Raw genomic sequence first — 24363 nt, 5'->3', positions numbered from 1 at the left:
TTAATAATGTGTTTAATTCCTCAATAACTGTATCATTTGTCATAAACTCACATTCCTTTTTTAATTATTATAATGCTTTGTGCTAGGATTATCCCATAAAAAACAGAATGCCGTATAAGTGGCATTCTGTTTTTTATGACTCTGGATAGTAAACAATCATACTTAATCTTGTAAGATCACTACTTGGATTTGAATAAGAATGCGGGTTGTCAGCTTTGAACTTAATAGAATCACCTGTTTGTAAAATATGTTCCTTGTCATTAACAGTTAGACAAAGAATCCCACTAAAAACGGTTATACATTCTATGGCTCCAGAATTATGGGGATTTGCTATCAAACTAGCTGAAGGCTCCATTTCAACTGAGTACATTTCAAAAGGCTTTTGATCCTCAAAACTAAAGTAAGGAAAAAGACGATACAAACCTTTATCTTCTAAGAGTGGGTCAATATTTTCTTTTCTAACAATTTCAGTGTCAGGAACTTCATACTTCATGAGAGAAGTAAACGGTATTTTTAATCCATCAGCAATTTTCCATATTGTCGTTATAGTTGGGTTGGACTCCTCTTTTTCAATTTGCCGTAACAGGCTTTTACTCACTCCCGTTATGATCGACAAATCCTCCAAACTCAATTTCCTTTTTTCTCTAATCCTTCTCAAATTATTTGATATGATTCCCTGAATTTTTTCCAAATTTAGAAACCTCCCGTTGTACAATATAATAACCATATTGTACAATAAAATAAAACAATATATTGTTCGTTTTGGTCACTATAATAATTTTATCATTATTACTAAGATTGTGGGTGATGTTTTGATTCGGAATCGTATTCATTATAGTTGGATTATTTTAATCGTTTCTTTCTTCTCTATTATTGCAGCTGGAATTGTAAGGTCATCTTCAGGGGTCTTCATTGAACCTTTCGAGAATGAATTTGGATGGGATCGTTCAGTTATTTCACTGGCTTTTGCTGTTGGTTTATTTTTGTATGGTATATCGGGTCCTTTTATGGCAGCTCTAATTGAAGTATTTGGTTTAAAGAAGATCATGGTGTTATCAATGGCAACATTGTTGACCGGTACTTTGCTTACCTTTATTATGCAACAGTCGTGGCAACTAATTATCATTTGGGGCATTATTATAGGATTAGGTTCAGGATTATTTTTAACTGTACTAAGTCCATATATAGCGAACCGATGGTTTGAAAAAAGAAGGGGACTGGCAATAGGAATATTAACAGCAAGCACAGCAACTGGTCAGTTAATACTGCTTCCCATTTTAGCGGTTATTATAGATCAATATTCGTGGCGTTGGGCGATTACTTTAATTATTGTTCTTTGTGTGATTATGCTGGTAATCATTTTAGTATTTATGAAAAACTCTCCAAAAGAAGTTGGTATTCTTCCTTATGGCCTTGATAAGGAAATAGAAGATAATATGGTTGAACAGAAAAAAAATCCTATTATTATTGCTTTCAATGGATTATTTGAGGCAGTAAAGGCGAAAGAATTTTGGCTGTTAGCAGGTAGCTTCTTTATTTGTGGACTTTCAACAAGTGGATTAATTGGCACTCACTTTGTTTCTTATTGTATCAGCTTCGGTATACCTTTGGTAACAGCTGCATCGCTGCTTTCATTTATGGGGGTTTTTGATTTAGTAGGAACAACCCTTTCTGGTTGGTTGTCAGATCGTTTTGATAATAGATGGTTATTATTTTGGTACTACGGCTTAAGAGGTGCATCACTTGCTTTACTCCCTCTTACGTTGTCTAAAGGTTCCTACACGTTACTTGTTATTTTTGCTATATTTTACGGATTAGATTGGATTGCAACCGTACCACCAACTATTGGAATATCTAGGCGGATTTTTGGAGTTGAAAAGAGTGGAATAATATATGGGTGGATTTTTGCTTCACATCAGGCTGGTGCAGCAGTTGCAGCCTTTGGTGGTGGAATGATCTATAAAATATTCAATTCTTACACTTGGGCATTTCTCATGGCAGGAATATTTTGCTTATTAGCAAGTTTATTTGTAATTGTCATTAAAAAGCAAACATCTGAGATAATCGTTAAAGAGGATTCTTTAAAGATATAAAATTGCTCGCCTTTATTCAACCGGGGCTTGAGTTCAACAAATGAAGGTTGCTGGTGCTGCAGCAGCCTTTTCCTTATTTTGCTAGAGAGGCAGAGTAGTTGAAGAAGCTCGTTCGACGAAAAGGACATTCCTGGTAGTACCGAGATGCCCTTTTCTTGTTATGTTAGAAGTTAAAGTCTAGAATCATCTTACTGGTTTCGCCTGTAAACTTATAATTATAAGACCCTTTTAAGTTTTTTAAGTCACCGGTTGCTTTGATAATTGTTGCTGGAGAATCTAGATTTCCTTTATCAAATATTCCTTGCTCTATAGCCGTAAATGTCCCCTGTTTTCCCTTGTAAGTTCCTTCGAAATGCAGAAATCCGGAAATTTTAGAAGTGGCCAAGTGACCATCATCTATAGTAGAGTCTATATAAAATAATAGATATTCAACAAAAGCTTTACCTGTTAATTCACCCTCAATATCATATTCGACATGGGCAATATTAATAGGAAATTCTTTTCTAGTGTCGTCTACTGGCTTTTCATCCCATTTGCTTACTGTAAATGATACCTCCATACGTAAATCTCCCTTCATGATTAAATAGGAATTCACCTCTAGTATAATATCCAAAAAGTACCATTATCAATAATAGAATTGGAGTGTTTTTAATTTTTTTACGAAATTTGTGACTTAAAGTAACGATTGCGATACTTTAATAACCAAGGGTTGTCTCTTCTTTTGAGCTAACGGATCAGTTTGTTAAACAACAATATCATTAAATAGAGGATTTTTAGCTTTCGTAAAAGAAAGAGTAAATAAAAATGGTGAGGGGATGAAAAATTTGGAAGCAAGTAACCATATCATTCAGATAAAGCCTTGGGAGGATAATAATCTTGATTTACTCTTTCGGATAAACGCTCCAGAAATGATGCAGCATCTTGGTGGTCCAGAGAGTAAAGAGCAGATTTTGAAACGACATAAACGATATCTTGAGCTTGGTAATAGAGGAAGGATGTTCAGCATTATATTGTTGCCAGAATTAGAACCAGTTGGTTCTGTGGGTTATTGGCAAACAACTTGGAATAGTGAAAGTGTATATGAAACTGGATGGAGTGTTCTACCCTCCTATCAAGGGAAAGGAATAGCAACAAGAGCAGTAAAGTTAGCAATAGAAGAAGCATCTAGTGAGTACAAATACAAATACATACACGCATTCCCATCAATTCAAAATCCTGCTTCTAATGCAATTTGTCAGAAGCTGGACTTTGAGTTTATCTCTGAATGCGAATTTGAATATCCACCAGGAAGCTTTATGCGGTGCAATAATTGGCGTTATAATTTATTAGGACAATAGCTTTATTAAAATTTCTCGGATGAATCACCTAAGGAGTGGTAGAAATGGCGCGTGTTTTATTTATTAATGCCGGTTCAGAAGGACATATCAATCCAACGATTGGGGTTGTGCAGGAGCTTATTTCACGCGGTGAAGAGGTCGTGTACTTTACAATAGAAGCTTTTCGAGACCGAATGGAGAAGACGGGGGCTACTGTTCGAACATTGGAAGGGCAAAAATTTATAAAAGCTTTTATTTCGGGTGGTAGAAATTATTTACTTGAAAGAATTAACGGCCTTTTACATACGGCAGATATTGTCATTCCCAGCGTGCTTGAACAGATTGAAGGAGAACATTTTGATTACATCATCCATGATTCCATGTTTGGTTGTGGACGTTTACTTGCCCAAATCCTAAAGCTTCCGGCCATCAATTCTTGTACATCCTTTGCGCAGACAAAGGAATCCTTCAATCAAATGTTAGAACAGCTTTCTAAAAACATTCCCACAGACCGGCTTAATGAAATAAACGATGAATATCAAAGCCTGACGTCAAGGTTGAAGGAAAAATATGGTGTCGAAATCCCTTCTCCTTACGAAGTTTTTTGTAATCCTGCACCACTTACCATTGTTTATACAACCAGGGAGTTTCAACCGTTTGGAGAAGAATTCGACGAAACCTACAAATTTAGCGGCCCTTCCATCTCGACACGATTCACTCAAGAAAACGTTGGCCTTACAGCAATCAAGGGAAAAAGTCTAATTTATATTTCACTGGGGACTGTCTTTAACCAAGCAATTGATTTTTATAAGCTTTGTTTTGAAGCATTTGGGAACAGTGATCATACCGTGGTCATGTCGATTGGGGAAAAAACTCAACTAGCTGATTTGGGGGAGATTCCCCAAAACTTCATTGTGAAAAACTACGTTCCGCAAACGGAGGTACTAAAACACACGAAGTTATTTATCACCCATGGTGGAATGAATAGTACCAATGAGGGTCTCTACTACGGGGTTCCGCTAATTGTCATCCCGCAAAGCGCGGATCAGCCGATTATTGCCAGGCAGGTCGCCAATATCGGTGCTGGTATTCAATTACAAATGCAAGATTTGACGGTAAACCAACTGCGTGAAGCCGCAGATCATGTGCTAAACGATCCATCCTTCCAAAAAGCTGTTTCAACTATAAGGGAATCTATTCAAAAAGCGGGTGGGTATCAACAAGCTGTCGAGGAGATTTTTGAATTTACAAGAAAGGACTTTTAATAAAAGGACAGTTTAAACTAACCAACTGTCCTTGTCTGATGGTATGACTAGTTAAACTTGATTCTCTCTCTTTGTGACTACTGTTTCATCACCACATCGGTTACATATAAACCAAGTTACAATATATCCCCATCCATCGGGTCTCTGATTTGTTTCTTCATAATCGTGACCTTTTAATTTACAGATGATTTTCGCTAAAACACCCATCATAAAACCTCCTTCAATTAAAAGTTAATATTTGGGAATGTTTTATTTTAAAGAAGGGGATGGAGTAATACTTGAAGAAGAGAGTTAGAGAATCAGAAGGCGTCCTATTTTTGAAGATATCTAGATTGAAAATGTAGTCTTATAGTTCTTTCTTTGGACAACCATTTGTTTCAAAGCATTAAAAAAAAGTAGGAACAAATATTTTCCTACTTCAAAATCCAAACGATGGAGTCATACGGTTCCTAATTCAACTATTTTGCGAAATTGGATATATATTAGGGGTTAGTTGACCATAATCCTGCCGTTTTTACAAACACTCTCGGATTCAGTTTCAACCCTGCTACGAGAAGCTCTGCCAGGTCTTCCGGATGCATAACATTTTCAGGATTTCCGCTGATAAGATTCGCTTCTTTAGCCAAATCAGTTACAACTGTACTTGGTGTTAATGCAGTGACACGGATATTATGCTTTCTTACCTCAAGCATGAGCGATTCCGTCAGTCCTAAAACGGCGAATTTTGACGCACTGTAAGCACTTGTCACAGGGGCACCTTTTTGACCGGCGGTTGAGGATATATTGATTATATCCCCTGATTTTCTTTCAATCATATCAGGCAAAACAGCTCTTGTTACATTGTACACACCCATCAGATTTACCCGGATAATGTTTTCCCATTCCTCAGGGCTTAATTCAAGAAAGCCTCCGAATTTTGCGGTGCCTGCATTGTTGATTAGAATATCAATTGAACCAAGATCCGATTTGATATGTTCAACGGCATGGCGGACTGCATCAAGATCGGTTACATCTGCTGTTGCAGCTGAAAATTTAACATCATATTCCACTAGTTCGGCGGTTACCTTTTCAAGATTGGACATGGTTAATCCAATTAAACCCAGATTAACTCCTTCTTTGGCTAAAGCAATAGCAGCAGCGCGTCCTATTCCTCTGCCTCCTCCGGTAATTAATGCAGTTTTTCCTTTTAATGAGATCATTGTACCATTCCTTATAAAAAATTTTGGGTAATCCAAAGACTGCAATGATTTTAAAAAAAACCTCTTGCAGTCTTTACTTTTTTCTTAGAATCATTTTTTATTCAAGATTGACAAACCTTTAACAGTGAATAGGAAATGAATCTTAGTGGAAGCATAAAGCTGGATTGCTAACAGGATAGATTTGTTTATAAAAATTCATAGTTTTAACAAAGGAGCTAAGGATCATGGCAAAGACTTTTAGAGATATGGTGACAGAAGCACGAAATAACGTCCAAGCGATTTCATCTCAAGAGGCAAGAGAAAAAATAAAGACGAATCCTAACACAATGGTTATTGATGTTCAGGATGCAGCTGATGCAGGAGCATGCGGACTTATCCCAAGCAGTGCAAATATTTCACTAGGAATGCTCCCAATAAGAGCGGATTTGCTTGTACCAGAGCATCTACGTGATGAGAGGTTAGCGGATAGAAAACGTCCTATTATAATAACCTGTGGAGCTGGCGGACAGGCTGCGTTAGGTGCCTATATCTTAAAACAGATGGGGTTTGAAGATGTTGCTTTTATTGAAGGAGGAACAACTGCTTGGAAGGAAGCAGGATTTGAAGTTGAGTAGGCTTTTTAAAAAAAGAATTCGATGATTTTACGGAAAAACAGGGAAAAGGCGAGCATGGGTTGCTCGCCTTTTTGTATGGTCGAGATTGTGATTTAAATCGAAAACTAAAATATTCATTTAATAGTTAATGGGAAAATGTGTATCCTTCAAATACTTTTAACCCTTCGGCATTTAAAACTTGTTCTACTACGACTGGCTTATTTGGACTTTTTTCAATAACTTCTTTACATGAAATCATAATATTACTGCCTGCAATTTCAGCTAGTTGATCATGTGATACACTGTAGACTATTTTCCCTAAATTAGACCATATCATTGCTCCTGTACACATTACACATGGTTCGCAGCTAGTATACAAAGTATATTCGTTTAGATCAAAAATATTGTTTTCAGAGCAAAAAGTACGTATAAGTCCGATTTCCGCATGATGTGTAGGATCACAAAAACTATTTATCTTATTTTCACCATACATGACAATTTCGTTATCTTTTACTAAGATAGCACCGAATGGTTCATTTCCTTCTTCTCTAGCTTTTATAGCCATTTTAATGGCTATTTCAATAAATTGTTCATCTTTTGTCATAAAAAGCACCTCCAGTTCGATGCAATTATAACGGAAATATAGAAACATTGAAAATGAGTAACGTTATATCTTAAATAAGATGAAGGGTATCAACAGATATCCTCAGCATACAAAGGGGGATTATTTACCATAGGCTAAATTTCTTTATGTTTTTAGACCGTCTTGCTATAATAAATACTACAGTTGTAAAAGTAGGAGGGCTATCATGAAGGATATTCCACAAATATCAGAAGCAGAATATGAAGTGATGAAGGTTATATGGAACTTTGAGCCGATTTCGACTCCTGAGGTAGTGGAGAAATTATCGAATAAGAGTGATTGGAAGCCAAATACCATTCACACCATGCTGGCGCGCCTAGTTAAGAAAAAGGCTTTGCACGCTAGAAAAGATGGCCGGGTATTTATTTATTCTTCACTGGTTGAAAAGCACGAATATGTTGAGCAAAAAAGTAAATCGTTTTTGCAGCAGTTTTTCGGCGGCACGTTAAATTCAATGATATTAAATTTTATTGAAAATGATAAGTTATCGAATGAAGATATTTCGGAATTAAAGAAAATATTATCCATGAGAGACAAGAAAGGTGAAAAATAATGGATACCATATTGCTGCGGATTTTAGTTAGTACAATCGTGGTATCCCTACTTATTTTCATCATTCTGTTAATTAAAAAGCTATTAAACAATCATATGACGGTGAAAGCACATTATCATATTTGGTATTTTCTTTGCATTCCAATCCTTGCTGCCTTTACACCTTGGAATTATTTTCGCCTTGGAGAAGGAACGAGCTATTTTAAAAGCTTACTCTTTTTTCATAGAGACACGCCATCGAAGAGTGAAAAAATGAATGGAGTGGATGCCTCTCATGCGCCAAACAGCAATTTATTACATGATTTCACGGTATCGGTAAACAGGTCAACACCTGATTTCGTCTACCATACATTTTTTACAGTTTGGGTCATTGGAGTGGTTCTTTTTGTTGTGGCTGCTGTTTATTCAAACTATCAAATCTATCAGATGAAAAAGTCAGCTAAGGCTGTTCATAACCAAAAGTTACATGAACTATTAGAAGCGTGCAAAGAGTTGGTTGGGGTGAAAAGAAACATAAGGCTGCGGGAGACCTCTCTTATTACCTCGCCTATCACAGTGGGGATTTTTCAACCCTATATTTTTCTACCAAGCAAAACGGGAGATGCATTCTCGTTAAATGAATTAAAGTACGTGTTTTTGCACGAGCTGTACCATCATAAAAGCAAGGATCTGTTCGTGAATTACGTCATGTGGTTGTTTCGTATTATTTATTGGTTTAACCCTTTCGTGTGGTATGCCTTAAAAAGGATTCGCTTCGATCGGGAATTAGCCTGTGATGCTTCCGTTTTAAATCTCTTGGATGAGAGCGGATATATCGAATATGGCCATACCATCATTCGGTTTGCAGATAAGAAATATGATCGTACCCTTGAACATTTTGCTCCAGGTATAGGTGGCACAAAAAAACAAATAAAACAAAGAATCCAGTGCATTGCAAGCTTCTCTAGCGATTCTCTATTATTGAAATGGAAAAGCAAAGTCATCTACGCTCTTTTAGGAATTGTTATGCTATTGCTTGCTCCAATCACTACCGTTATGGCCAGCCCAAATGATGTGTATCGATTTAGCGGCAATAATGCGGTCTATGAAGATCTTAGCTCCTATTTTAAGGGCTACAAGGGAAGCTTTGTGTTATATAATCCCTCTAAAAACCAATATCAAATTTATAATCGAGAGATGAGTGAACAGAGGATTTCTCCTGATAGCACCTATAAAATATTTTCTGCTTTATTTGCATTGGAATCCAACGTGATTTCAACGAATAACAATAAACAGGTTTGGGATGGGACAATTTATCCCTTTTCAGAATGGAATCAAAATCAAAATTTAGCGACTGCCTTGAGCCGTTCCGTTAATTGGTACTTCCAAAATACAGATCGGGAGGTAGGGAGAAGGCAGCTGCAAGATTATTTTCACAAGATAAAATACGGGAATGAGGATCTTTCAGGGAATTTGGATAGTTACTGGATGGAATCTTCCTTAAAAATATCACCCATTGAGCAAGTCCAATTATTATACCAATTAGAAGAAAATCAATGGGATTTTAAAGCAGAAAATATCAATGCGGTAAAAAGAGCAATGTTAATCGATGTCCAAAAGAATGGACGGTTGTATGGTAAAACGGGAACCGGCATGATTAATGGAAAGAACGTAAATGGCTGGTTTATTGGCTTTGTCGATAAAGGTGAAGACCGTTTTTATTTTGCCATAAATATTCAAAATAGGAATGGGCAGGCCCAAGGAAGCAAGGCAGCGGAAATCGCCAAGCAGATCCTGCATCATAAAAAGATATATTAATTAATAATGAACCCCAGAAAGGATTACCCCTCCTTTTTGGGACTTTTTTCGGACCAAATACTACAATTGTAGTATTTATAAAACCTTTTACACAAATTTCTCAATATGAAAGGGCTGATGCGCTTTGAAGCAGAAAAGGCAGAAAGAATATATAGTAAAAAACCCAATCCGATGGAGATTGAATGGCCTCTTTTTCATGGTCTTTGTTCTTTTTTCAATCCTGATTCTCCGCCTTGGCGTTCTCCAAATTTTCAAAGGGGAAGCCTATGCGGCTCAGGCAGAGAAGACCGATGTGACGCCCGTCAGCTATTCAGTTCCGCGTGGAAAAATATATGATACGAATCATAAGTTAGTAGTCTACAATATTCCGGAAAAGGCGATTATCTATACACCGCCGAAAAATCCGCAGCCGGGCGAATTGCTTGAACTGGCCGAAAAGTTAAATACCTTTCTAGCCATGACTGAAAAAGAGATCAATAAAGTAACCAATCGGGATTTGAAAGATATCTGGTTGTTGGTACATAACAATGGCACGGATTTAATCACAAAGAAGGAGGAGGCATTATACAACCAAGAAAAGCTGAATGACAAGGATTTATATCAATTAAAATTGAAACGCATTAAAGAAAGCGATCTCCAGGCAATGGACAAAAACCTGGCATCCATCTACCGGAAACTTTCGACTGCCATCGCGTTAACGCCGACGATGATCAAAAATGAAAATGTAACAGAGGAAGAATATGCGAAGGTCAATGAAAATCTGGAAAATCTGCCGGGTGTGGATGTCACGACCGATTGGAAGAGGGGCCGCACCTACGGGGAAACGTTTTGGAATATGCTTGGGGACGTAACAAGTGCAGATGAAGGCCTTCCGGCTGATAAGGTAGAATACTATACGTCTAAAGGATACAAACTGAATGACCGCGTCGGGAAAAGCTATATTGAAGAGCTTTATGATGGAGTGCTGCAAGGCCAAAAGGAAAAAGTGAAAACGGTGACAGATACAAATGGAAATGTGGTGAGTACAGAGACTGTATCGGAAGGGAAGAGCGGCAAAGATATTGTTCTGACCATTGATATGGAGTTCCAAGCCCAAGTGGAAAAAATTATGCAGGAAGAGTTAGTCAGTGCAATCCAAAAGCCGCATACGGATACGCTTGACACGGCCTTTGTTGTGGCGATGGAACCGAAAACAGGCCGCATTCTTGCAATGTCAGGAAAAGTGTATAACAGGCAGTCCCGGGAGTTTACCGATTTTACACCAGGAACCTTCACTTATGCGTTTGAACAGGGGTCCGTTGTAAAAGGGGCAACCGTATTAACTGGATACCAAACGGGTGTCAGGGGTTTCGGGGAAATCGAGCTGGATGAAGTCATGCGATTTAAGGGGTCGGGCACCTTTTCCTCTTACCAAGTCATGAACAGAATTAACGAATTAGAGGCATTAGAGCGTTCATCAAACGTTTATATGTGGAAAACCGCGATAGAAATTATGGGCGGCAAGTATGTCCCCAATGGCACATTGAATATCAATCCGAAAAAAATTGAAACCATCCGCTATTATTTCAATCAATTTGGTTTGGGCATTCCGACCGGAATTGGTTTTAATAATGAAACGGCAGGAATTAAAGGAACCAATACAAGCACCTACTTTCAAATTGCCATCGGACAATTAGATACCTATACACCGATGCAAATTGCCCAGTATATAACAACGATTGCCAATGGAGGATACCGAATGAAGCCCCAATTGGTGAAGGAGATTCGTGAACCTAATAAGAATGGCACTGAACCGGGCAACGTCATTGAGGAAATCGAACCAATGGTGCTGAATCAGGTGGATATGAGTAAGGAAATGTTAAAGCGGGTTCAACAAGGTTTTTGGCTGGTTACCCATGGTTCCAAAGGAACAGCGAGAGGATATTTTAAAAACGAACCCTACAATGCCGCAGGTAAAACCGGGACCTCGGAGTCCTATAAAAATGGGGTGAAGACGTGGAATCTTTCTTTTGCTGGTTATGCTCCATTCAATGATCCCGAGATCGCCATTGCCGTTATTGTACCAAATGCCTTCCGTGATGGTTATGCCCAGCCGCACAGTGCAGCTAATATCATCAGCCAGCGGATTTTTCGGGCATATTTTGACCTTAATGAAAAAGGACAGCTAACTACAAAATGATATTGACACCTTTTTATTACACGTGTAATATTACATGTGTGTTAAGTACTACATATGTAGTATTTTATGCAATCTAATATTTTCAGAACATCTAATATTAATAGAAAGAGGTTAAGATCTTGAGGAAAACACATGATATTTTCAGCAAAAATAATTTTATATTTGCCCTGCTTTTGCTAGTGGTTGCAATTGTCCCCCTTACCGGCTGGTCGATGACAACCGATAACCTTACTGACAAGCCTCAAAAGGCAGTTACGAAAACACCAGCGCACCCAATACACCGTGAGTTTGCAGAACTCGAGAACAAATATGATGCCAGGCTCGGAGTTTACGCTTTCGATACAGGTACACATCGGACGGTCTCCTATCGGCCTAATGAGCGGTTCGCTTACGCATCTACTTACAAAGCTCTAGCCGCTGGTGCATTGCTGCAGCATTACTCAATTGAACAACTCGACCAGTTAGTTACATACAAGAGCGAGGACATAGTTTCATATTCACCCGTCACACAGCTTCATGTAGACACGGGTATGACTCTTCGGGAAGTTATTGAGGCCGCTGTTCGATATAGCGACAACACCGCAGGGAACCTTTTATTAAAGAAACTGGGAGGCCCTGAGGGATTTGAAACAGCACTGAGGCAGATTGGCGATAACGTTACCCAGGTTGATCGCTACGAGCCGGATTTGAACTCAGCAGTTCCTGGAGATACACGTGACACAAGCACACCAAAAACACTTGCTACGAGCCTCAAGGCTTACGCAGTTAGCGACTTGCTCCCTACTGAAAAACGTAAGCTCCTGAAAGATTGGATGGGGGGAAATGCCACTGGAGATGCATTGATCCGGGCTGGTGCACCAAGAGGCTGGGAAGTGGACGATAAGAGCGGGGCAGGAAGCTATGGAACGCGGAATGACATTGCGATTGTTTGGCCGCCGAATAGAGCTCCCATTGTCATCGCAGTCTTATCTAGCCGCGATACAGATAAAGCCACCTATGACAATACGCTAATTGCAGAAGCTGCAAAGGTCGCACTTAACGCTCTGAAGTGAAGAGATAAATAAATTTACTCATCATTAATTCGCGATTGAATGTGTGAACAGGCTTATCATCCGTCATCATATACAGATTGGGATTGCTGCGGCAATCCCTTTTTCTTATTGAATTAAGAAACAGGTAACTTTAACATTAAAAATATACCATTTTATCAGGATGCTTGTCCTATACGAAAAATCTCCCGAAGGCATATATTAATTTAGGTAAAAGTAAGCTTTTACTTAATTTTTTTTTTAAAAGGATGATAGAATGCATAATCAGAAAGATCATGACAGGTGCTTCGAGTGCGACCATCTCTACATTGGTGACGCGACCGACGACACCGTCAAAACCTTCGATCCGGAAACAGGGAAATTCCTTGGAACTTTTGTTGCAAGAAATAGCAGCAACAACTTGCACGGTCCCCGGGGACTTATCTTTAACTATAAGGGCAATCTTCTAGTTTCTAACCAGAGAGTCTTTACTCCCTTTAATGGAGACGTGTTGAAGTTCAATGGGCAAACCGGGGCTTTTCTGGGCGAACTTGTCCATTCAGCCGATCCAAACTCTCCGTTGGCACCTCGTGGTATCGTCCTCTCCACACACAATGTCCTATTTGTGGCGGACTTGGGTGACTTTTTTATGGGCGTAGACACGCCGGGAGAAGTGCGGATGTATGATGGAACCACTGGGGTGTTTCGTGGCAACCTCAGCCACCCCGGTTTCAATCCTTTCCATCCCCGCGGTTTGGTATTCGGTCCCGACGGCTTGCTTTATGTTTCCGCTTTTGATCCATCGGAAGGGGAGAATGGACTTAGAGGTTGGGTGCTGCGCTTTGACCTGAAATCAGGGGAGTTCGAGGTGTTCATTAAGAGCGATGATGTGAACAACCTCCATCGCCCTGAAGGCCTAGTCTTTGGTCCCGACGGTAACCTTTACGTCACCAGCTTCAAAAACCTTAATGACCCAAATGATACCGACAAAATTTTGATTTTTGATGGCCAAACGGGCAAGTTTCTCGACAAGATTGACCTTTATGCTCCGGGACAGGCGCGGGCCTTCGCACAAGCACTCCTGTTCGGGCCGAACGGAAAGTTGTATGTCCCCATTACGGGCCCTTCCGACGACAAACCGGATGGAACGAGTGTCCCAGCGGGAGAATTTACCGGTTCTGTACGGCGCTACAATGTCGATTCCAAGAAGTTCAAGGAAATTGTGCCTCCTTTTAAAAAGGGAGGACCATTAGGGGTGCCGTGGTATCTGACATTTGGAAATACGAATCCCAAGACGCTAGCTTACGAGTGTGACCTGGAAGAAACCAGCGACCATCATCACCATGATGAAAGCAGTGATGAGAGTAGTGAACATCATCACCATCATCCACATCATAAAAAAAGCCGTGACGAGAGTAGCGACTAATTTCTGAAAGTCAGATTGACCGTTCCTTGGTTAAAAAGGAACGGTCAAATTATTTTGGATAGATCCTTATTAAACTCTTCCAAGTATTGAACAACAGAGAAATGATAATGTCCTGTTGCTTCTAGGACGATTTGTGGTTTCCTACCTGTTTCTCTCTTTATGACTTCTAGAAACTCTACAAGTAAATCAAGACCTTCAATAGCATGAGAAACTTTAAAACTCTTACGATATGGTTTGCCTTTATCTTAAAATACCTGAACTTGACTTTCCCCTTTTGAAACATCCAGACCAATGACTGGATTCATTTCTAATTCTTCCTCCTAAACTAGTAAACTAGTAATTTGCCAGTACCTCTAAGGTCAATCAGAAATATTTTCTGGGTGACCTTATAATATGCATAGAAGCAGAATAGTGTAATAGATAAAAAACATATTATAAAGACACATTTTTTTTTTAAATGTGCCATGTAATCATTTCTTTTCGGACATGCCCTCATAATCTATTAGCATGAAAGGAGATAATAGATTTGGATAAAAAACATGATAAAAAACATGATAAAAAGATTTTTGATTATATCATTATTGGAGCAGGAACAGCAGGAGGAATTATAGCAAATAAACTAACGGAAACCCATCATACTAGTGTTCTAGTTCTTGAAGCAGGAACCAATATGACTCAAGAACTAAGCAGTCCCAATATTGCAGTAGCTCTCGCTAATGCGACCGATAATCGACATTCGTTTAATGTCGCAACTATACTAGAGCAATCAATTGGCCGTCAACTTATCACAGAAAGTGGACGAGCCATTGGTGGAAGTTCTGAACACAATGCCATGTACGCAGTACGGGGAAGCAGTGACCTTTATGATGCTTGGGCCAATCTGAGTGGAAATCCCCTTTGGAGTTATAATAGTCTACTCCCTTTATTTAGGGAAAATGAAACCTACACTGGAGACTCACAAGAACCTCAAAAGCGTGGGAATAGCGGACCCATTTTTATCAGACAACAAAATATTCCGAATCAAGGATTAATCCAAACCTTAACAGAAGCTACCCACCAAGTGTTTGGTATCCCGATTGAGAAAGATTACAATACAGGAATAAGAGATGTTGTGTCCCCAAAAGGGCAATTTACGCAAAAGATGGAAAATGGCAACCTTGTTCGTTCGTCCGTAGCAACAGGATATTTAAACAGCCAAGTTGTCACTCAAGGTAATGAGTTCCAACCAGATGAATTTGGAGTTAATGGTAGAAGATTAGTCATTCTAGCTAAAACAACTGTAAACAAAATACTGTTTAAAAACAAACATGGTAACAAAATCGCTGTAGGTGTTGAGTTTGTTCGAAATGGGGTCTCCGAAGTAGGGTATGCTCGAAAGGGGATTATTGTCTCCGCTGGTCAATTTTCTTCCGTTGTCCTCCAACGATCCGGGATTGGAAAACCCGAAGATTTAGCTAAAGCTGGCATAATGACTTTGGTTGACAGCCCGAATGTGGGTCACAACTTCCAATGTCAATTTGCTGTAGGTATGGGTGTAAGAGTAGAAAATAGCCGAATTCTTCAGGTATTGGCCGCTGATCCAAATCAACCAATTGCCCTTACCGGATTCAAAAAAGAGGATAACCCGATCGGTGGCCGTCGTCTTCAATTATTAGGGTTTCCTCTTCCTATTTTTGTACCTGTTCAAGATGTACTCATCAACGGGTGGCAGTTTAACCCAGACCCAAATGCAGGATCCAATGTTATGAGTATTGGGATTGCCGATGTAAACCCAAGAAGCAGAGGCACCGTGATGATTGCGCATAGTGATCCTGAGGCTTATCCGACCATTGATTTAAATCCGCTTCACGAACAAAACGATATAGATTTCATGGTTCAAAAATATATTGAAACTTATGATATGATTATCAAGGCTCGTCAGCTCGACCCAGGTGGTCATTATCAGGTCGTTTATCCTGATGAAAGTATATTCAAATTGCCAGATGCACAGAAGAGGGCCATGTTAGCAAATTTTGTCCATGCTTCCTATTTAGCCTTCGACCATTACGGGGGTCAATGTAAAATGGGAAGAACAATTGCTGATGGAGTTGTAGATGGATTCCTAAATGTTTTTGGAACAAAAAATCTTAAAGTAGCTGACCTTTCCATTGCTCCAATTTTACCTGATGGGAATACGGTATTGGGGGCAGAAGTGATTGGTTTAAATGCTGTGAGACTCATTCAAAGTGATCCGAATCCTATTGTGATTGATGATGATGAATTTGAGGATATTGTAGATTCTGATGAAAGCAGCGACCATCATCACCACCATGATGAAAGTAGTGACGAGAGTAGTAATTAAAATTTGAATATATAAGGAAAGACCGTTCTAACGTTTTAGAGCGGTCTTTTTGGACAAGCTGTTCTAAAAGGGCATATTCAAAATTTACTATGAGTTATTTAACAATATTTCCTTACAGCGAAATGAGTTTACAAAGCTACGAACGTCCCCCATATCAAGGAGGTTCTCACGAGACTGTTATTCTGTTTTTATTTTCTCTCATGCAGATTGTGAAGGAATATACTTAAGCTAACGGCGGCTTTCCTGAAAGATCTAGCTTCTTTTACGGCAGCCTAGTCTAATAAGGGTATTTTAAATAATAATCGTTCAACAAATTTCGATAGGTAACAGCAGCTGGTGGTACCGGTGGTGGGGGAATAAATGGAACCATAATTGGTTTATACCATGGATGGTAATGATGCAAAATTATGTAATAAACCATTAATATCATCCTTTCACTCAAAGTTACAGTAATTTATGAGTGTTCACCCAAATACGATTGGATGGATGCCTAGAATATTAAATTACCAGTAATTAAAGATAAGAGAGATGGAAAATCCATCTCTCTAACAATAAAAACTAATGTATCCAAAGTTTAAATAGTCCTTCAGTTACCCCTAAGTTGTACATATAAAATATCCCAAACACGATACTAATCAGACCGGTTATTTGAGTAAGTTTGTTATTCAGCGTTACTTTTTTGGCACTGAAAACGAATGGAATCCCTATTATGGTGGTAAAGAAAAGCATTCCAATAATGGTCCCGGCACCAAATATAAGGATATAAATAGCCGCTTCCCAAACACTTTTAACGGTACTCATCGTTAATAGAACCATCGCTCCACTTCCGGCAAGACCATGTACTAAGCCAATCACCAATGATTTTAAATAGGAAACATGTTTATACTGGTGTTTATGCTCATGTGTACCACGATGTTCATGAGAGTGGACATGTTTATGGTTTTCTCCATCGTGATCATGCTGATGTAAGTGGATATTTTTAAAGGAAAGGATTGTTGAAGCACCAAGATACACAAGCATAATACCTACTAAAAACTCTAATGACATAGCCCATTTTTCAGGTATTTCACCCTTCATAAAGATAAGAATGATGCCAATAATAAATAATGTAGCAGTATGACCTATTCCCCAGAATACTCCTGCTAAAGACGAGCGAAGTAATTTTTTACTTTGACTAGCAATGGTAGACACTGCGATTACATGATCTGGTTCTATTGCATGCTTGATCCCAAGCACAAATCCTAAAGCTAGAATGGATAGAAAACCTACTTCCACTAATTTTCCTCCTTAAATTCATATATTCATAAATAACCTGCTTTTTTAATAGTACCACAGAAGCAGATTGGGGGTTTGTTTATTAAACATATTTATTTTATAAAGGAGAAAAAATTTTAAAAATTAAATTCTATCCCGTTTTCTACATAGAGTGTATTATATAATCCAGTTTGGTTTATCAGATATTCAAATATATTTTTGGCTGTGCGTCTAATAATTACGCTCAGACCTAAGTTGTCGAACACGCGTGCATAGCAGCGGATGATCAACTGATCATTTTCTTTTAACAGATGATAATAGACAGTTTCTTTCTGTGTTTTTGAAAAACAGTGGATAAATAGATATTCATCTGTTGGTACGATTCCTTTTATCAAAAGTTCTTTTTGAACAATTCGTTGGATTTCCTCGATTTGTTTTTCTGATAAATTTATTCTCATACCAGCTTCACCATCTTTTTTTAAAATTAAGAGAGTGGCGATTTTGGCCACTCTAATTTATAGAATTTTAACACATATCCTCTAATTCTATGAATGGGTCAGATAGTAAAAGCGGTGTCTATTTAAGTAAGGATGACTCTCCTGCTTCATCAAATGCATGCTTATAGTCAAACGCATAAGGAGTTGGTCCATGTTGAATATAATAGTTGTACCTCTTGAAAGCTTCCTCCCAGGATACATCCTTCACCTTTTCCGTCCACCAGACCACATATGTAGGTGGTTTCTCCTGTTGCGGTTCAATCCACTTGTTCCTGTCTCGTATAGCGTTCTTATGTCGGCCTGAATAGGTAAAGGAATATAAAGATTGCAGGCTTTTCCATACTGTCAGTGTAAGAATGGGCGCACCTTCCCCCTTGATCGCTTCCTCAGGGAATGGTACTCCATCCGGTGAAAACTCCTCTATAAGCTGCCCTGATATAGCGGCCTGTTGAATGATTTTGTATCCCACTTCAAAAAACTCACGAGAGGCAGGATGTTCATACGGATGTTTTAGCCTGCCAACAGTATAGATTGCAACAAAAGCCATACTTATCTCCTCATTTCCACTTTTCACCTACATATATTCAAGAAGGACTGGACTAATTCCAATTATGGGGGTATATTCTACGAATTTGAGGTGTGGGATTCTACAATTAGTGGCGTGCTTCCTACAAATATGGCTGGGTATTCTACAAATAATAACCCTCATTCTACAAATGCATCATTCTTCGCTTTTGTACTCTAAAATATCTCCAGGCTGACATTCTAATGCTTTACAAATCGCCTCTAAAGTTGAAAATCGGATCGCTTTTGCTTTTCCATTTTTCAATATAGAAAGATTCGCCATCGTGATTCCAACCTTCTCCGAAAGTTCTGTTACGCTCATTTTCCTTTTAGCCAGCATCACATCAATATTGATAATAATCGCCATTGTTTTCACCTCAGACCGTTAAGTCATTTTCTGATTTAATATCAATCGCCTCTTTTAGAAGCTTTTGAAGGACAGCAGCAAAGACTGCAATCACCATGGAAGCAAAAGGTACAACCAAACCGACAAAGATGACCCCTGGAGCATCATCTTTCTCTGCAAAGAGATAGAAGAGCGGCAAGGCGAGCACATGCAAGGCACTGATTGTGATGGCACAGTGTTTGATTTTCTTTAAAGCAATGACAGATAAGTCGGTGAAAGCGATATTTTTATCAATATAGCGTAAAAGTTTGAAAGCTTGATACAAAGCAAAGTAAAAAGGGATAGCCGATGCATAAAAAACGGCGTAAACGAGATATTTTATAAAAGCAAACTCTGGAAGCAATTTTGCTGCAACATTTCCTATCTCAGGCACCAAAAAAATGCACAACGCAAGAATCGGAATGCCGATAAGAATAACAGCTATCTTTAAAAACAGTGTTGTCACTTGTTTCATAAAAAGCACCTCACATATTTATTGTAAATTGATTTTAATTCATTGCTTATCGTTTATCAATAAAAAAATAACGATTATAATTATGTTTTTGTTGTTATATGAGCGGATTTTGCCGCTTTTTTTATTTTGTTTGTCGCGAATCCTGCCGAGTGTTCAACGGCTAGTACAGATGAAGCAGGTATATTTAACTAATATGTAGAATTTTAGGAAAATAGAGGATAAAGGAATAGGTGGTTAAAAAGATGAAAAAAAGCATTACTATATTAGCGGTATTATTAATTGGAATAGTAATTGGAATTTTCGGTCAAAGGGAATACCAAAAATTCCACCCAAAAGGCGAGCCCGCTGGAATGACGGCAGAGAATGAGGATAGCCGGGTTAAAGTATCAATGTTTGTTTCTACTCCAATTCAAACATTTAAAGGGAAAATCATTCAATTAAAAACATCAATTGAAAATAAAACAGGTAAAGTAATAACTCTTCAATCAAAAAATTGTAAGCCTGTTTTTGAGATATCCCATTATTATGGCGATAAAAAGGTTGATGAAAATAAAGGGGAATGCCTGAATGATGATCTTGTTTTAGGAAAAGATACCGCATATTCCCAATATACAGTCTTACCTTATAACGAAAAATATTTAAAAAAATATAAAACTGAAAAAATAGCGGTAACGGCTGAGGGTGTAACAGTTAGTGGGGAAACTCGACATAGCCAATGATTATGAAGAAAGAGCAAAAAGAAAAGGCGTTGTAATATAGTACAACGCCCAATTTGCTACCCTTATTTCTCGTAGCCTTATGCCAGCGATTCACGGTCTATCGCTTCGCGCTGTTTTTCTAACCATCCATGTTTCACCATAATATTGAAACAAAAGGCACCACCCTCTGTCGCATGTGTAAATACTTTCATGTAATTTAATATGGGAGGAATTTTTGATTTTGAGAATGCTAAATCGGAAGAAGGTATGTTCTAATCATTTAAACCTTTTCCATTGAGAATTTGCTGCACATATTTTTCAACCCTTGACTCTCGAGTTTTGGATTGTTTAGGCTGTGAAAAATGAAGAAGGTAGGCTCTTTGCCTTCCTGGCGTCAACTTTTCAAATGCCGTTTTCAAGGCAGGGATTTCACCGAATTTATTTTCAAGTTCTTCAGGAATTATGTATTCAGTCGTCTTTTTAAAATCCACTTCCAAACCGGCTTTTTCCACTTCAATCGCTTCATAAATATAGTCTTTCAAGATGGTTTCCATATTCACGATTTCTTGAAGATTGGTGAACCGAATCTGGCGCGCCGCCTGTACATTCTCCGTTTGTTGGATTAGAATCCCATGGGTATCCTTTAACAAGGCACCCTTGTGAAACAGAAGGGCACAATACTCTTTAAATCCATGGATTAAAACGATGTTTTTATCCTTAAACGTGTAACAAGGATGCATCCACTTAAATTCTTCGGTCAGCTCACAGTCAAGAACGATAGCTCGCAGCTTCTCATATTCTTCCTTCCACTTTTTAGCTTTTCCTAAAAATTCATCAACCTTACTATTTGTCATCCAGGACACCCCTCATCATTACTTCCGCCAAAAAGTGGAACAGTCTGCCTTATCCAAAATATTAAACTCAATCATTCTCTCAAGTAAGGAGAAATCAACTGGACTGCTCCACGGAAGACGTACCAGCCCCTTCGTGTGACTATAGCCAGCCTGCACAATTTCTTCAGTAAAACGAGTAATCCCTGCCTCTTCAGGGGCAACAGCCAAATGTTGTTTGGCAACGCTAAAGCCAATAATATAGGTGCCGTGATCGGTAAACATAGGCTGATTCCACTTAATTTCTGGCATTAAATGCGGGTATTTTTTAGCTACCCATCCTAAAACTTCTTCTGTTCGCTCCCGATGCTGCGAGTTATCAATGCGCGCTAAAAATTCTGCAAAAACTTCCATGTTTCCCTCCTAAAATGATGTAGGAATAAATAAGAGAATACAGTAAATACTATATCCTCTTATTTTTAAACTAAACTTCTTTAGTTATATCATACTGTAACAATTGGCGATGATCATAAAATTTTTCAAAAATAACGCCCATTAAATAGAAAAATAATAAGCCAAAACAAATGTGAATGAGGGTAAATGTACCTCCAAATGAAGCAAATTCATATACAATAACCGGTAATTTCGCGGTAGTCCAAACTCCTAGGAAAAATACAATATAGCGTATGCTTGCTCCTTTTTTTAATAAAAGTGCTGCAATCGGAAAAGCCACGTAGAGGGGACCAGCTGCAATGACGCCTAATAATAAGGAGAACAGAATGCCATAGATGCCGGATTTTTCTCCCATATATCTAATTAGTGTTTCTTTCTCCACCCATTTATCAAGCAAACCAACGAATATTAAGACTGGAGGGAGTAGAAACAGCATATCTAAAATGCTTTTTCCAGTTAATTGAAATGCTTTCCATCCCACCGATTGGTTTATAAAAGTAAGGACTAGGAGCCCGAATAACAAAATCAAAAAGAAACGATATCTTTTTAATTTTTTCATCCCATCACCACCCAAATTATATATGAAAATACTAGAGACATTAACATGGCAGAAGCGTTGCGAGCATAGGCAAAACTACGCCCGAATATCTTTTGTTCCATCGGTAAAGTTGTGATGCCCACGGACATTAATGTAGACATTAATACAGCTACTTGAGGAAGTCCTGCCCCATTTTGGACTAACGTATGTCCAAGAGGAAAGACAATAAAGCTTGGAACTAGGGCAATAGATCCGATAAATGCTGAATAAACAATACCTGTCAATCCAGATTTTTCTCCAATGATGGAAGAAATGAAGGATGGAGTTAAGATAGATAGTGATAGTCCAACGAAAAGCATAATGGATAACATGTCAGGTATAATATTCCGAAAGCTTTTCCATGACTTTGATAGAGCATCTCTAGTTTTATTACGATCTTTTATAAAAGAAATACTCAGAAGAACAATCGCCAAAGCGTAAAGGATCGCACCACTAATCATGATCGTACCCCTTCCATTCTTTGTATTTATTTAAGAAAAAGGATAAATTCTTCATTTTTTCTTCAATATCTATTTGAAAATCATCTAATTTCCTTTTTCCAACTGGAGTAATTTTGTACATCTTAATCGGCTTATCTTGTTCTGATGTGTCCAAATAAGACTCAACAGCCCCTTCTTGTTCTAAAGTTTTTAAAGTACGATAAAGAATGGCACTATCAATGGGATTGATGGGAAGCTGTTGTTCACATTTCTGCAGAAGTTTCCCTCCATAACTATCTCCCTCTGTTAAAAAAAGCAAAAGAAAGGCGCCTGTGTGTCTCCCTGTATGTTTCATGAATAAATAACCTCCTAATCAATATATTACTGTTAATAACAGTATACTGTTATTGACAGTAATATGTCACTAACAGTATGTCTTTTTTTAAAAATAAAAAGGTACACCTCCAAGTATGAAGGTGTACCTTTAAAAATTATCTATTCATCTCGCGTTGAATCTCCGGATGATTCATAAGAAGGCCATTTCCATAATAATAACTAACGGCCAGTGCAACAACTAGACCAATATAAATGAAAAATAACTGCGCTTTCGTTTTTTTATCCGTTTTATAATAGGTTTCTGTTGTCAGTACCTCTTTTTTATAAGCTGCTACTTTTCCTTCTAATTGCTTGAGAATCTCTTCAATAATTTGCTGATTGTTACTGCTATCCTCTTCACTTATAGAAAAGGCGCCTGATAAGTGTTGAAGATAAAGTTCCTTTTTCATTTTTCCAATTTCCGAATTCAGTTTATTTAGGGTTTCAATTATATCCCGGTTCGTGATTTTCCATTTTGCCTTGCTGGCCATTTCTTGGATGGAATCTAAATCATGGGATTCCTGCTTTAATTTTACTAGTAAGTGTTCGAGTTCTTGGACTTCCAGTTGATCGTCCTTTAAACGTTTTTGTTTTTTATATAATTTGTACCATTCCATTGAGCCGAGGACGACGATAAAGAATCCGAGGAAACTAATATTCATGACGGAATAGACCAATAATAAGATGATTCCTAATCCCCACAGCTTGGTGCTAATCCCTGCGGCAATTCTTCCGCCATCTAATGGGGTGATGGGGATTAAATTAAATAAATTGATTATCGCACCCAAAATAATGAGCAGGGCCCAGAAGGGTTCATGTGTGTATAAATACAAAGGAATGGCAGGCAAAAACGATAACAGCCCAAATAATGGGCCCATGTAGGCGACATATCCCTCATCTTTTGCATTTATAGGCATTTCCTTCATTCCAATAACGGCCCCCATAAAAGGAATAAATATAGCCGGGCTGACTGGCAGCTTAATCCTTTTAGCCGCATATGCATGCCCCATTTCATGGACAAACAACAAATAGACTAACGCTACGGCAAACTTCCAGCCAAAAATTAAGGCATAGGCTCCAAGCGTAATAAACATGCTTAAAAGCGTTTGCAATTTAAGAAATTTAAATACTACTAAAATATATTTTAATTTACCTAATATAATCGCTACGATTGTTCCTAATATTCCTAAAGAGGTTTTCTTTTTTTTCACATAAACATCCCCTTTTGTAGATGAAAATGACGCCGTATGTCTATTATACAAGAATATATTGGAAAGATGCTTTAGAATTATTTACGGTTAATATTGAAGGGATTTTTGGGGAAAAAGTCTTCAAATGGAAGGTTTTTAATCATTGTGGAAGTACTTCTCACTTTAAACAAGT

Annotated in this window: 27 protein-coding genes and 1 pseudogene; 11 read left to right on the top strand and 17 right to left on the bottom strand. The window is 38.2% G+C overall.

Features of this window, described 5'->3' with window-relative positions; all coding sequences use genetic code 11:
* Positions 1 to 133: 133 nt before the first annotated feature.
* Complete coding sequence (locus V7161_RS05505; RefSeq protein ID WP_335442923.1) at positions 134 to 691, bottom strand: helix-turn-helix domain-containing protein; 558 nt, start codon at positions 689 to 691, stop codon at positions 134 to 136.
* Positions 692 to 782: 91 nt separating this feature from the next.
* On the opposite strand from V7161_RS05505, the gene V7161_RS05500 reads away from it, so the two are divergent.
* Positions 783 to 2093 carry an MFS transporter gene (locus V7161_RS05500; RefSeq protein ID WP_335442942.1) on the top strand — a complete coding sequence of 437 codons (1311 nt, stop codon included), beginning with the start codon at positions 783 to 785 and terminating at the stop codon, positions 2091 to 2093.
* Positions 2094 to 2256: 163 nt separating this feature from the next.
* On the opposite strand, the gene V7161_RS05495 is transcribed toward V7161_RS05500, so the two are convergent.
* A complete protein-coding gene (locus V7161_RS05495) occupies positions 2257 to 2652 on the bottom strand; it encodes a DUF3224 domain-containing protein (RefSeq protein ID WP_335442921.1) in 396 nt (131 codons plus the stop codon).
* A 265-nt stretch (positions 2653 to 2917) separates the two neighbouring features.
* Between V7161_RS05495 and V7161_RS05490 the strand changes: the two genes are divergently transcribed.
* Both V7161_RS05490 and V7161_RS05485 read left to right on the top strand, forming a co-directional pair.
* On the top strand, positions 2918 to 3430 hold the full coding sequence (locus tag V7161_RS05490) for a GNAT family N-acetyltransferase (protein WP_420491576.1): 513 nt from the start codon (positions 2918 to 2920) through the stop codon (positions 3428 to 3430).
* 44 nt (positions 3431 to 3474) lie between these two features.
* A complete protein-coding gene (locus tag V7161_RS05485) occupies positions 3475 to 4674 on the top strand; it encodes a macrolide family glycosyltransferase (protein WP_335442916.1) in 1200 nt (399 codons plus the stop codon).
* A gap of 51 nt (positions 4675 to 4725) precedes the next feature.
* On the opposite strand, the gene V7161_RS05480 is transcribed toward V7161_RS05485, so the two are convergent.
* Positions 4726 to 4881: a hypothetical protein gene (locus tag V7161_RS05480; protein ID WP_335442914.1), complete on the bottom strand. Its 156-nt coding sequence runs from the start codon at positions 4879 to 4881 to the stop codon at positions 4726 to 4728.
* A gap of 275 nt (positions 4882 to 5156) precedes the next feature.
* Complete coding sequence (locus V7161_RS05475; RefSeq protein WP_335442912.1) at positions 5157 to 5873, bottom strand: 3-ketoacyl-ACP reductase; 717 nt, start codon at positions 5871 to 5873, stop codon at positions 5157 to 5159.
* Between the two features lie 224 nt (positions 5874 to 6097).
* On the opposite strand from V7161_RS05475, the gene V7161_RS05470 reads away from it, so the two are divergent.
* On the top strand, positions 6098 to 6487 hold the full coding sequence (locus V7161_RS05470) for a rhodanese-like domain-containing protein (RefSeq protein ID WP_335442911.1): 390 nt from the start codon (positions 6098 to 6100) through the stop codon (positions 6485 to 6487).
* Between the two features lie 124 nt (positions 6488 to 6611).
* Here the strand turns inward: V7161_RS05470 and V7161_RS05465 are convergent, their stop codons facing one another.
* On the bottom strand, positions 6612 to 7070 hold the full coding sequence (locus V7161_RS05465; RefSeq protein ID WP_335442910.1) for a nucleoside deaminase: 459 nt from the start codon (positions 7068 to 7070) through the stop codon (positions 6612 to 6614).
* Between the two features lie 205 nt (positions 7071 to 7275).
* On the opposite strand from V7161_RS05465, the gene V7161_RS05460 reads away from it, so the two are divergent.
* From V7161_RS05460 to V7161_RS05440, 5 genes are all read left to right on the top strand, one after another.
* The gene (locus V7161_RS05460) at positions 7276 to 7662 is read left to right on the top strand and encodes a BlaI/MecI/CopY family transcriptional regulator (protein WP_335442908.1); all 387 of its coding nucleotides are present in this window, start codon (positions 7276 to 7278) and stop codon (positions 7660 to 7662) included.
* Entirely contained in the window at positions 7662 to 9458 is a 1797-nt protein-coding gene (locus V7161_RS05455; RefSeq protein ID WP_335442906.1) for a BlaR1 family beta-lactam sensor/signal transducer, read from the top strand. The genes V7161_RS05460 and V7161_RS05455 overlap by 1 nt, the downstream gene beginning before the upstream one ends.
* 124 nt (positions 9459 to 9582) lie before the next feature.
* Complete coding sequence (locus V7161_RS05450; RefSeq protein WP_335442904.1) at positions 9583 to 11637, top strand: peptidoglycan D,D-transpeptidase FtsI family protein; 2055 nt, start codon at positions 9583 to 9585, stop codon at positions 11635 to 11637.
* Positions 11638 to 11774: 137 nt separating this feature from the next.
* A complete protein-coding gene (gene bla / locus V7161_RS05445) occupies positions 11775 to 12689 on the top strand; it encodes a class A beta-lactamase (RefSeq protein ID WP_420491578.1) in 915 nt (304 codons plus the stop codon).
* 253 nt (positions 12690 to 12942) lie between these two features.
* On the top strand, positions 12943 to 14091 hold the full coding sequence (locus V7161_RS05440) for a Vgb family protein (RefSeq protein WP_335442901.1): 1149 nt from the start codon (positions 12943 to 12945) through the stop codon (positions 14089 to 14091).
* 68 nt (positions 14092 to 14159) lie between these two features.
* Here the strand turns inward: V7161_RS05440 and V7161_RS30360 are convergent.
* A pseudogene (locus tag V7161_RS30360) lies at positions 14160 to 14396 on the bottom strand (IS110 family transposase); the annotation flags it as partial.
* Between the two features lie 221 nt (positions 14397 to 14617).
* Here V7161_RS30360 and V7161_RS05435 point away from each other — a divergent pair.
* On the top strand, positions 14618 to 16432 hold the full coding sequence (locus V7161_RS05435; protein ID WP_335442900.1) for a GMC family oxidoreductase: 1815 nt from the start codon (positions 14618 to 14620) through the stop codon (positions 16430 to 16432).
* A 558-nt stretch (positions 16433 to 16990) separates the two neighbouring features.
* On the opposite strand, the gene V7161_RS05430 is transcribed toward V7161_RS05435, so the two are convergent.
* The 5 genes from V7161_RS05430 to V7161_RS05410 all read right to left on the bottom strand — a co-directional run bounded on the left by V7161_RS05430 (position 16991) and on the right by V7161_RS05410 (position 19607).
* Positions 16991 to 17707, bottom strand: coding sequence for an urease accessory protein UreH domain-containing protein (locus V7161_RS05430; RefSeq protein ID WP_335442899.1), 717 nt, complete (start codon positions 17705 to 17707; stop codon positions 16991 to 16993).
* Between the two features lie 116 nt (positions 17708 to 17823).
* On the bottom strand, positions 17824 to 18144 hold the full coding sequence (locus V7161_RS05425; protein WP_335442897.1) for a hypothetical protein: 321 nt from the start codon (positions 18142 to 18144) through the stop codon (positions 17824 to 17826).
* A gap of 118 nt (positions 18145 to 18262) precedes the next feature.
* Entirely contained in the window at positions 18263 to 18730 is a 468-nt protein-coding gene (locus V7161_RS05420; RefSeq protein WP_335442895.1) for a DUF3291 domain-containing protein, read from the bottom strand.
* A gap of 174 nt (positions 18731 to 18904) precedes the next feature.
* Positions 18905 to 19114, bottom strand: coding sequence for a helix-turn-helix domain-containing protein (locus V7161_RS05415; RefSeq protein WP_223594711.1), 210 nt, complete (start codon positions 19112 to 19114; stop codon positions 18905 to 18907).
* Between the two features lie 10 nt (positions 19115 to 19124).
* Positions 19125 to 19607 (bottom strand): DUF2975 domain-containing protein, encoded by a 483-nt coding sequence (locus V7161_RS05410; RefSeq protein WP_335442893.1) that lies wholly within the window; start codon positions 19605 to 19607, stop codon positions 19125 to 19127.
* A gap of 242 nt (positions 19608 to 19849) precedes the next feature.
* On the opposite strand from V7161_RS05410, the gene V7161_RS05405 reads away from it, so the two are divergent.
* Positions 19850 to 20326 carry a hypothetical protein gene (locus V7161_RS05405; RefSeq protein WP_335442891.1) on the top strand — a complete coding sequence of 159 codons (477 nt, stop codon included), beginning with the start codon at positions 19850 to 19852 and terminating at the stop codon, positions 20324 to 20326.
* Between the two features lie 251 nt (positions 20327 to 20577).
* On the opposite strand, the gene V7161_RS05400 is transcribed toward V7161_RS05405, so the two are convergent.
* From V7161_RS05400 to V7161_RS05375, 6 genes are all read right to left on the bottom strand, one after another.
* Positions 20578 to 21159: a YdeI/OmpD-associated family protein gene (locus V7161_RS05400; protein ID WP_335442890.1), complete on the bottom strand. Its 582-nt coding sequence runs from the start codon at positions 21157 to 21159 to the stop codon at positions 20578 to 20580.
* An 18-nt stretch (positions 21160 to 21177) separates the two neighbouring features.
* Complete coding sequence (locus tag V7161_RS05395; protein ID WP_335442888.1) at positions 21178 to 21549, bottom strand: iron chaperone; 372 nt, start codon at positions 21547 to 21549, stop codon at positions 21178 to 21180.
* Positions 21550 to 21619: 70 nt separating this feature from the next.
* Complete coding sequence (locus tag V7161_RS05390; protein WP_335442887.1) at positions 21620 to 22147, bottom strand: permease; 528 nt, start codon at positions 22145 to 22147, stop codon at positions 21620 to 21622.
* Entirely contained in the window at positions 22144 to 22626 is a 483-nt protein-coding gene (locus V7161_RS05385; RefSeq protein ID WP_335442885.1) for a hypothetical protein, read from the bottom strand. The genes V7161_RS05390 and V7161_RS05385 overlap by 4 nt, the downstream gene beginning before the upstream one ends.
* Complete coding sequence (locus V7161_RS05380) at positions 22619 to 22960, bottom strand: PadR family transcriptional regulator (RefSeq protein WP_223594700.1); 342 nt, start codon at positions 22958 to 22960, stop codon at positions 22619 to 22621. The genes V7161_RS05385 and V7161_RS05380 overlap by 8 nt, the downstream gene beginning before the upstream one ends.
* A 136-nt stretch (positions 22961 to 23096) precedes the next feature.
* A complete protein-coding gene (locus tag V7161_RS05375) occupies positions 23097 to 24191 on the bottom strand; it encodes a site-2 protease family protein (RefSeq protein WP_335442884.1) in 1095 nt (364 codons plus the stop codon).
* Positions 24192 to 24363: the final 172 nt, after the last annotated feature.

The organism is Neobacillus drentensis (assembly GCF_036965425.1).
Taxonomy (GTDB): Bacteria; Bacillota; Bacilli; order Bacillales; family Cytobacillaceae; genus Neobacillus; species Neobacillus drentensis_F.
Note: the sequence above shows the minus strand (reverse complement) of the source record. Positions and strands in the feature narration are given on the sequence as shown.

Excerpts from the sequence above, each read along its gene's own strand:
- V7161_RS05410 (WP_335442893.1), bottom strand. The coding sequence starts at position 19,607 with ATGAAACAAGTGACAACACTGTTTTTAAAGATAGCTGTTATTCTTATC.
- V7161_RS05390 (WP_335442887.1), bottom strand. The coding sequence starts at position 22,147 with ATGAAAAAATTAAAAAGATATCGTTTCTTTTTGATTTTGTTATTCGGG.
- V7161_RS05460 (WP_335442908.1), top strand. The coding sequence starts at position 7,276 with ATGAAGGATATTCCACAAATATCAGAAGCAGAATATGAAGTGATGAAG.
- V7161_RS05395 (WP_335442888.1), bottom strand. The coding sequence starts at position 21,549 with ATGGAAGTTTTTGCAGAATTTTTAGCGCGCATTGATAACTCGCAGCAT.
- V7161_RS05475 (WP_335442912.1), bottom strand. The coding sequence starts at position 5,873 with ATGATCTCATTAAAAGGAAAAACTGCATTAATTACCGGAGGAGGCAGA.
- V7161_RS05455 (WP_335442906.1), top strand. The coding sequence starts at position 7,662 with ATGGATACCATATTGCTGCGGATTTTAGTTAGTACAATCGTGGTATCC.
- V7161_RS05425 (WP_335442897.1), bottom strand. The coding sequence starts at position 18,144 with ATGAGAATAAATTTATCAGAAAAACAAATCGAGGAAATCCAACGAATT.
- V7161_RS05465 (WP_335442910.1), bottom strand. The coding sequence starts at position 7,070 with ATGACAAAAGATGAACAATTTATTGAAATAGCCATTAAAATGGCTATA.
- V7161_RS05415 (WP_223594711.1), bottom strand. The coding sequence starts at position 19,114 with ATGGCGATTATTATCAATATTGATGTGATGCTGGCTAAAAGGAAAATG.
- V7161_RS05385 (WP_335442885.1), bottom strand. The coding sequence starts at position 22,626 with ATGATTAGTGGTGCGATCCTTTACGCTTTGGCGATTGTTCTTCTGAGT.
- V7161_RS05495 (WP_335442921.1), bottom strand. The coding sequence starts at position 2,652 with ATGGAGGTATCATTTACAGTAAGCAAATGGGATGAAAAGCCAGTAGAC.
- V7161_RS05405 (WP_335442891.1), top strand. The coding sequence starts at position 19,850 with ATGAAAAAAAGCATTACTATATTAGCGGTATTATTAATTGGAATAGTA.
- V7161_RS05470 (WP_335442911.1), top strand. The coding sequence starts at position 6,098 with ATGGCAAAGACTTTTAGAGATATGGTGACAGAAGCACGAAATAACGTC.
- V7161_RS05400 (WP_335442890.1), bottom strand. The coding sequence starts at position 21,159 with ATGACAAATAGTAAGGTTGATGAATTTTTAGGAAAAGCTAAAAAGTGG.
- V7161_RS05440 (WP_335442901.1), top strand. The coding sequence starts at position 12,943 with ATGCATAATCAGAAAGATCATGACAGGTGCTTCGAGTGCGACCATCTC.
- V7161_RS05480 (WP_335442914.1), bottom strand. The coding sequence starts at position 4,881 with ATGGGTGTTTTAGCGAAAATCATCTGTAAATTAAAAGGTCACGATTAT.
- V7161_RS05485 (WP_335442916.1), top strand. The coding sequence starts at position 3,475 with ATGGCGCGTGTTTTATTTATTAATGCCGGTTCAGAAGGACATATCAAT.
- V7161_RS05380 (WP_223594700.1), bottom strand. The coding sequence starts at position 22,960 with ATGAAACATACAGGGAGACACACAGGCGCCTTTCTTTTGCTTTTTTTA.
- V7161_RS05420 (WP_335442895.1), bottom strand. The coding sequence starts at position 18,730 with ATGGCTTTTGTTGCAATCTATACTGTTGGCAGGCTAAAACATCCGTAT.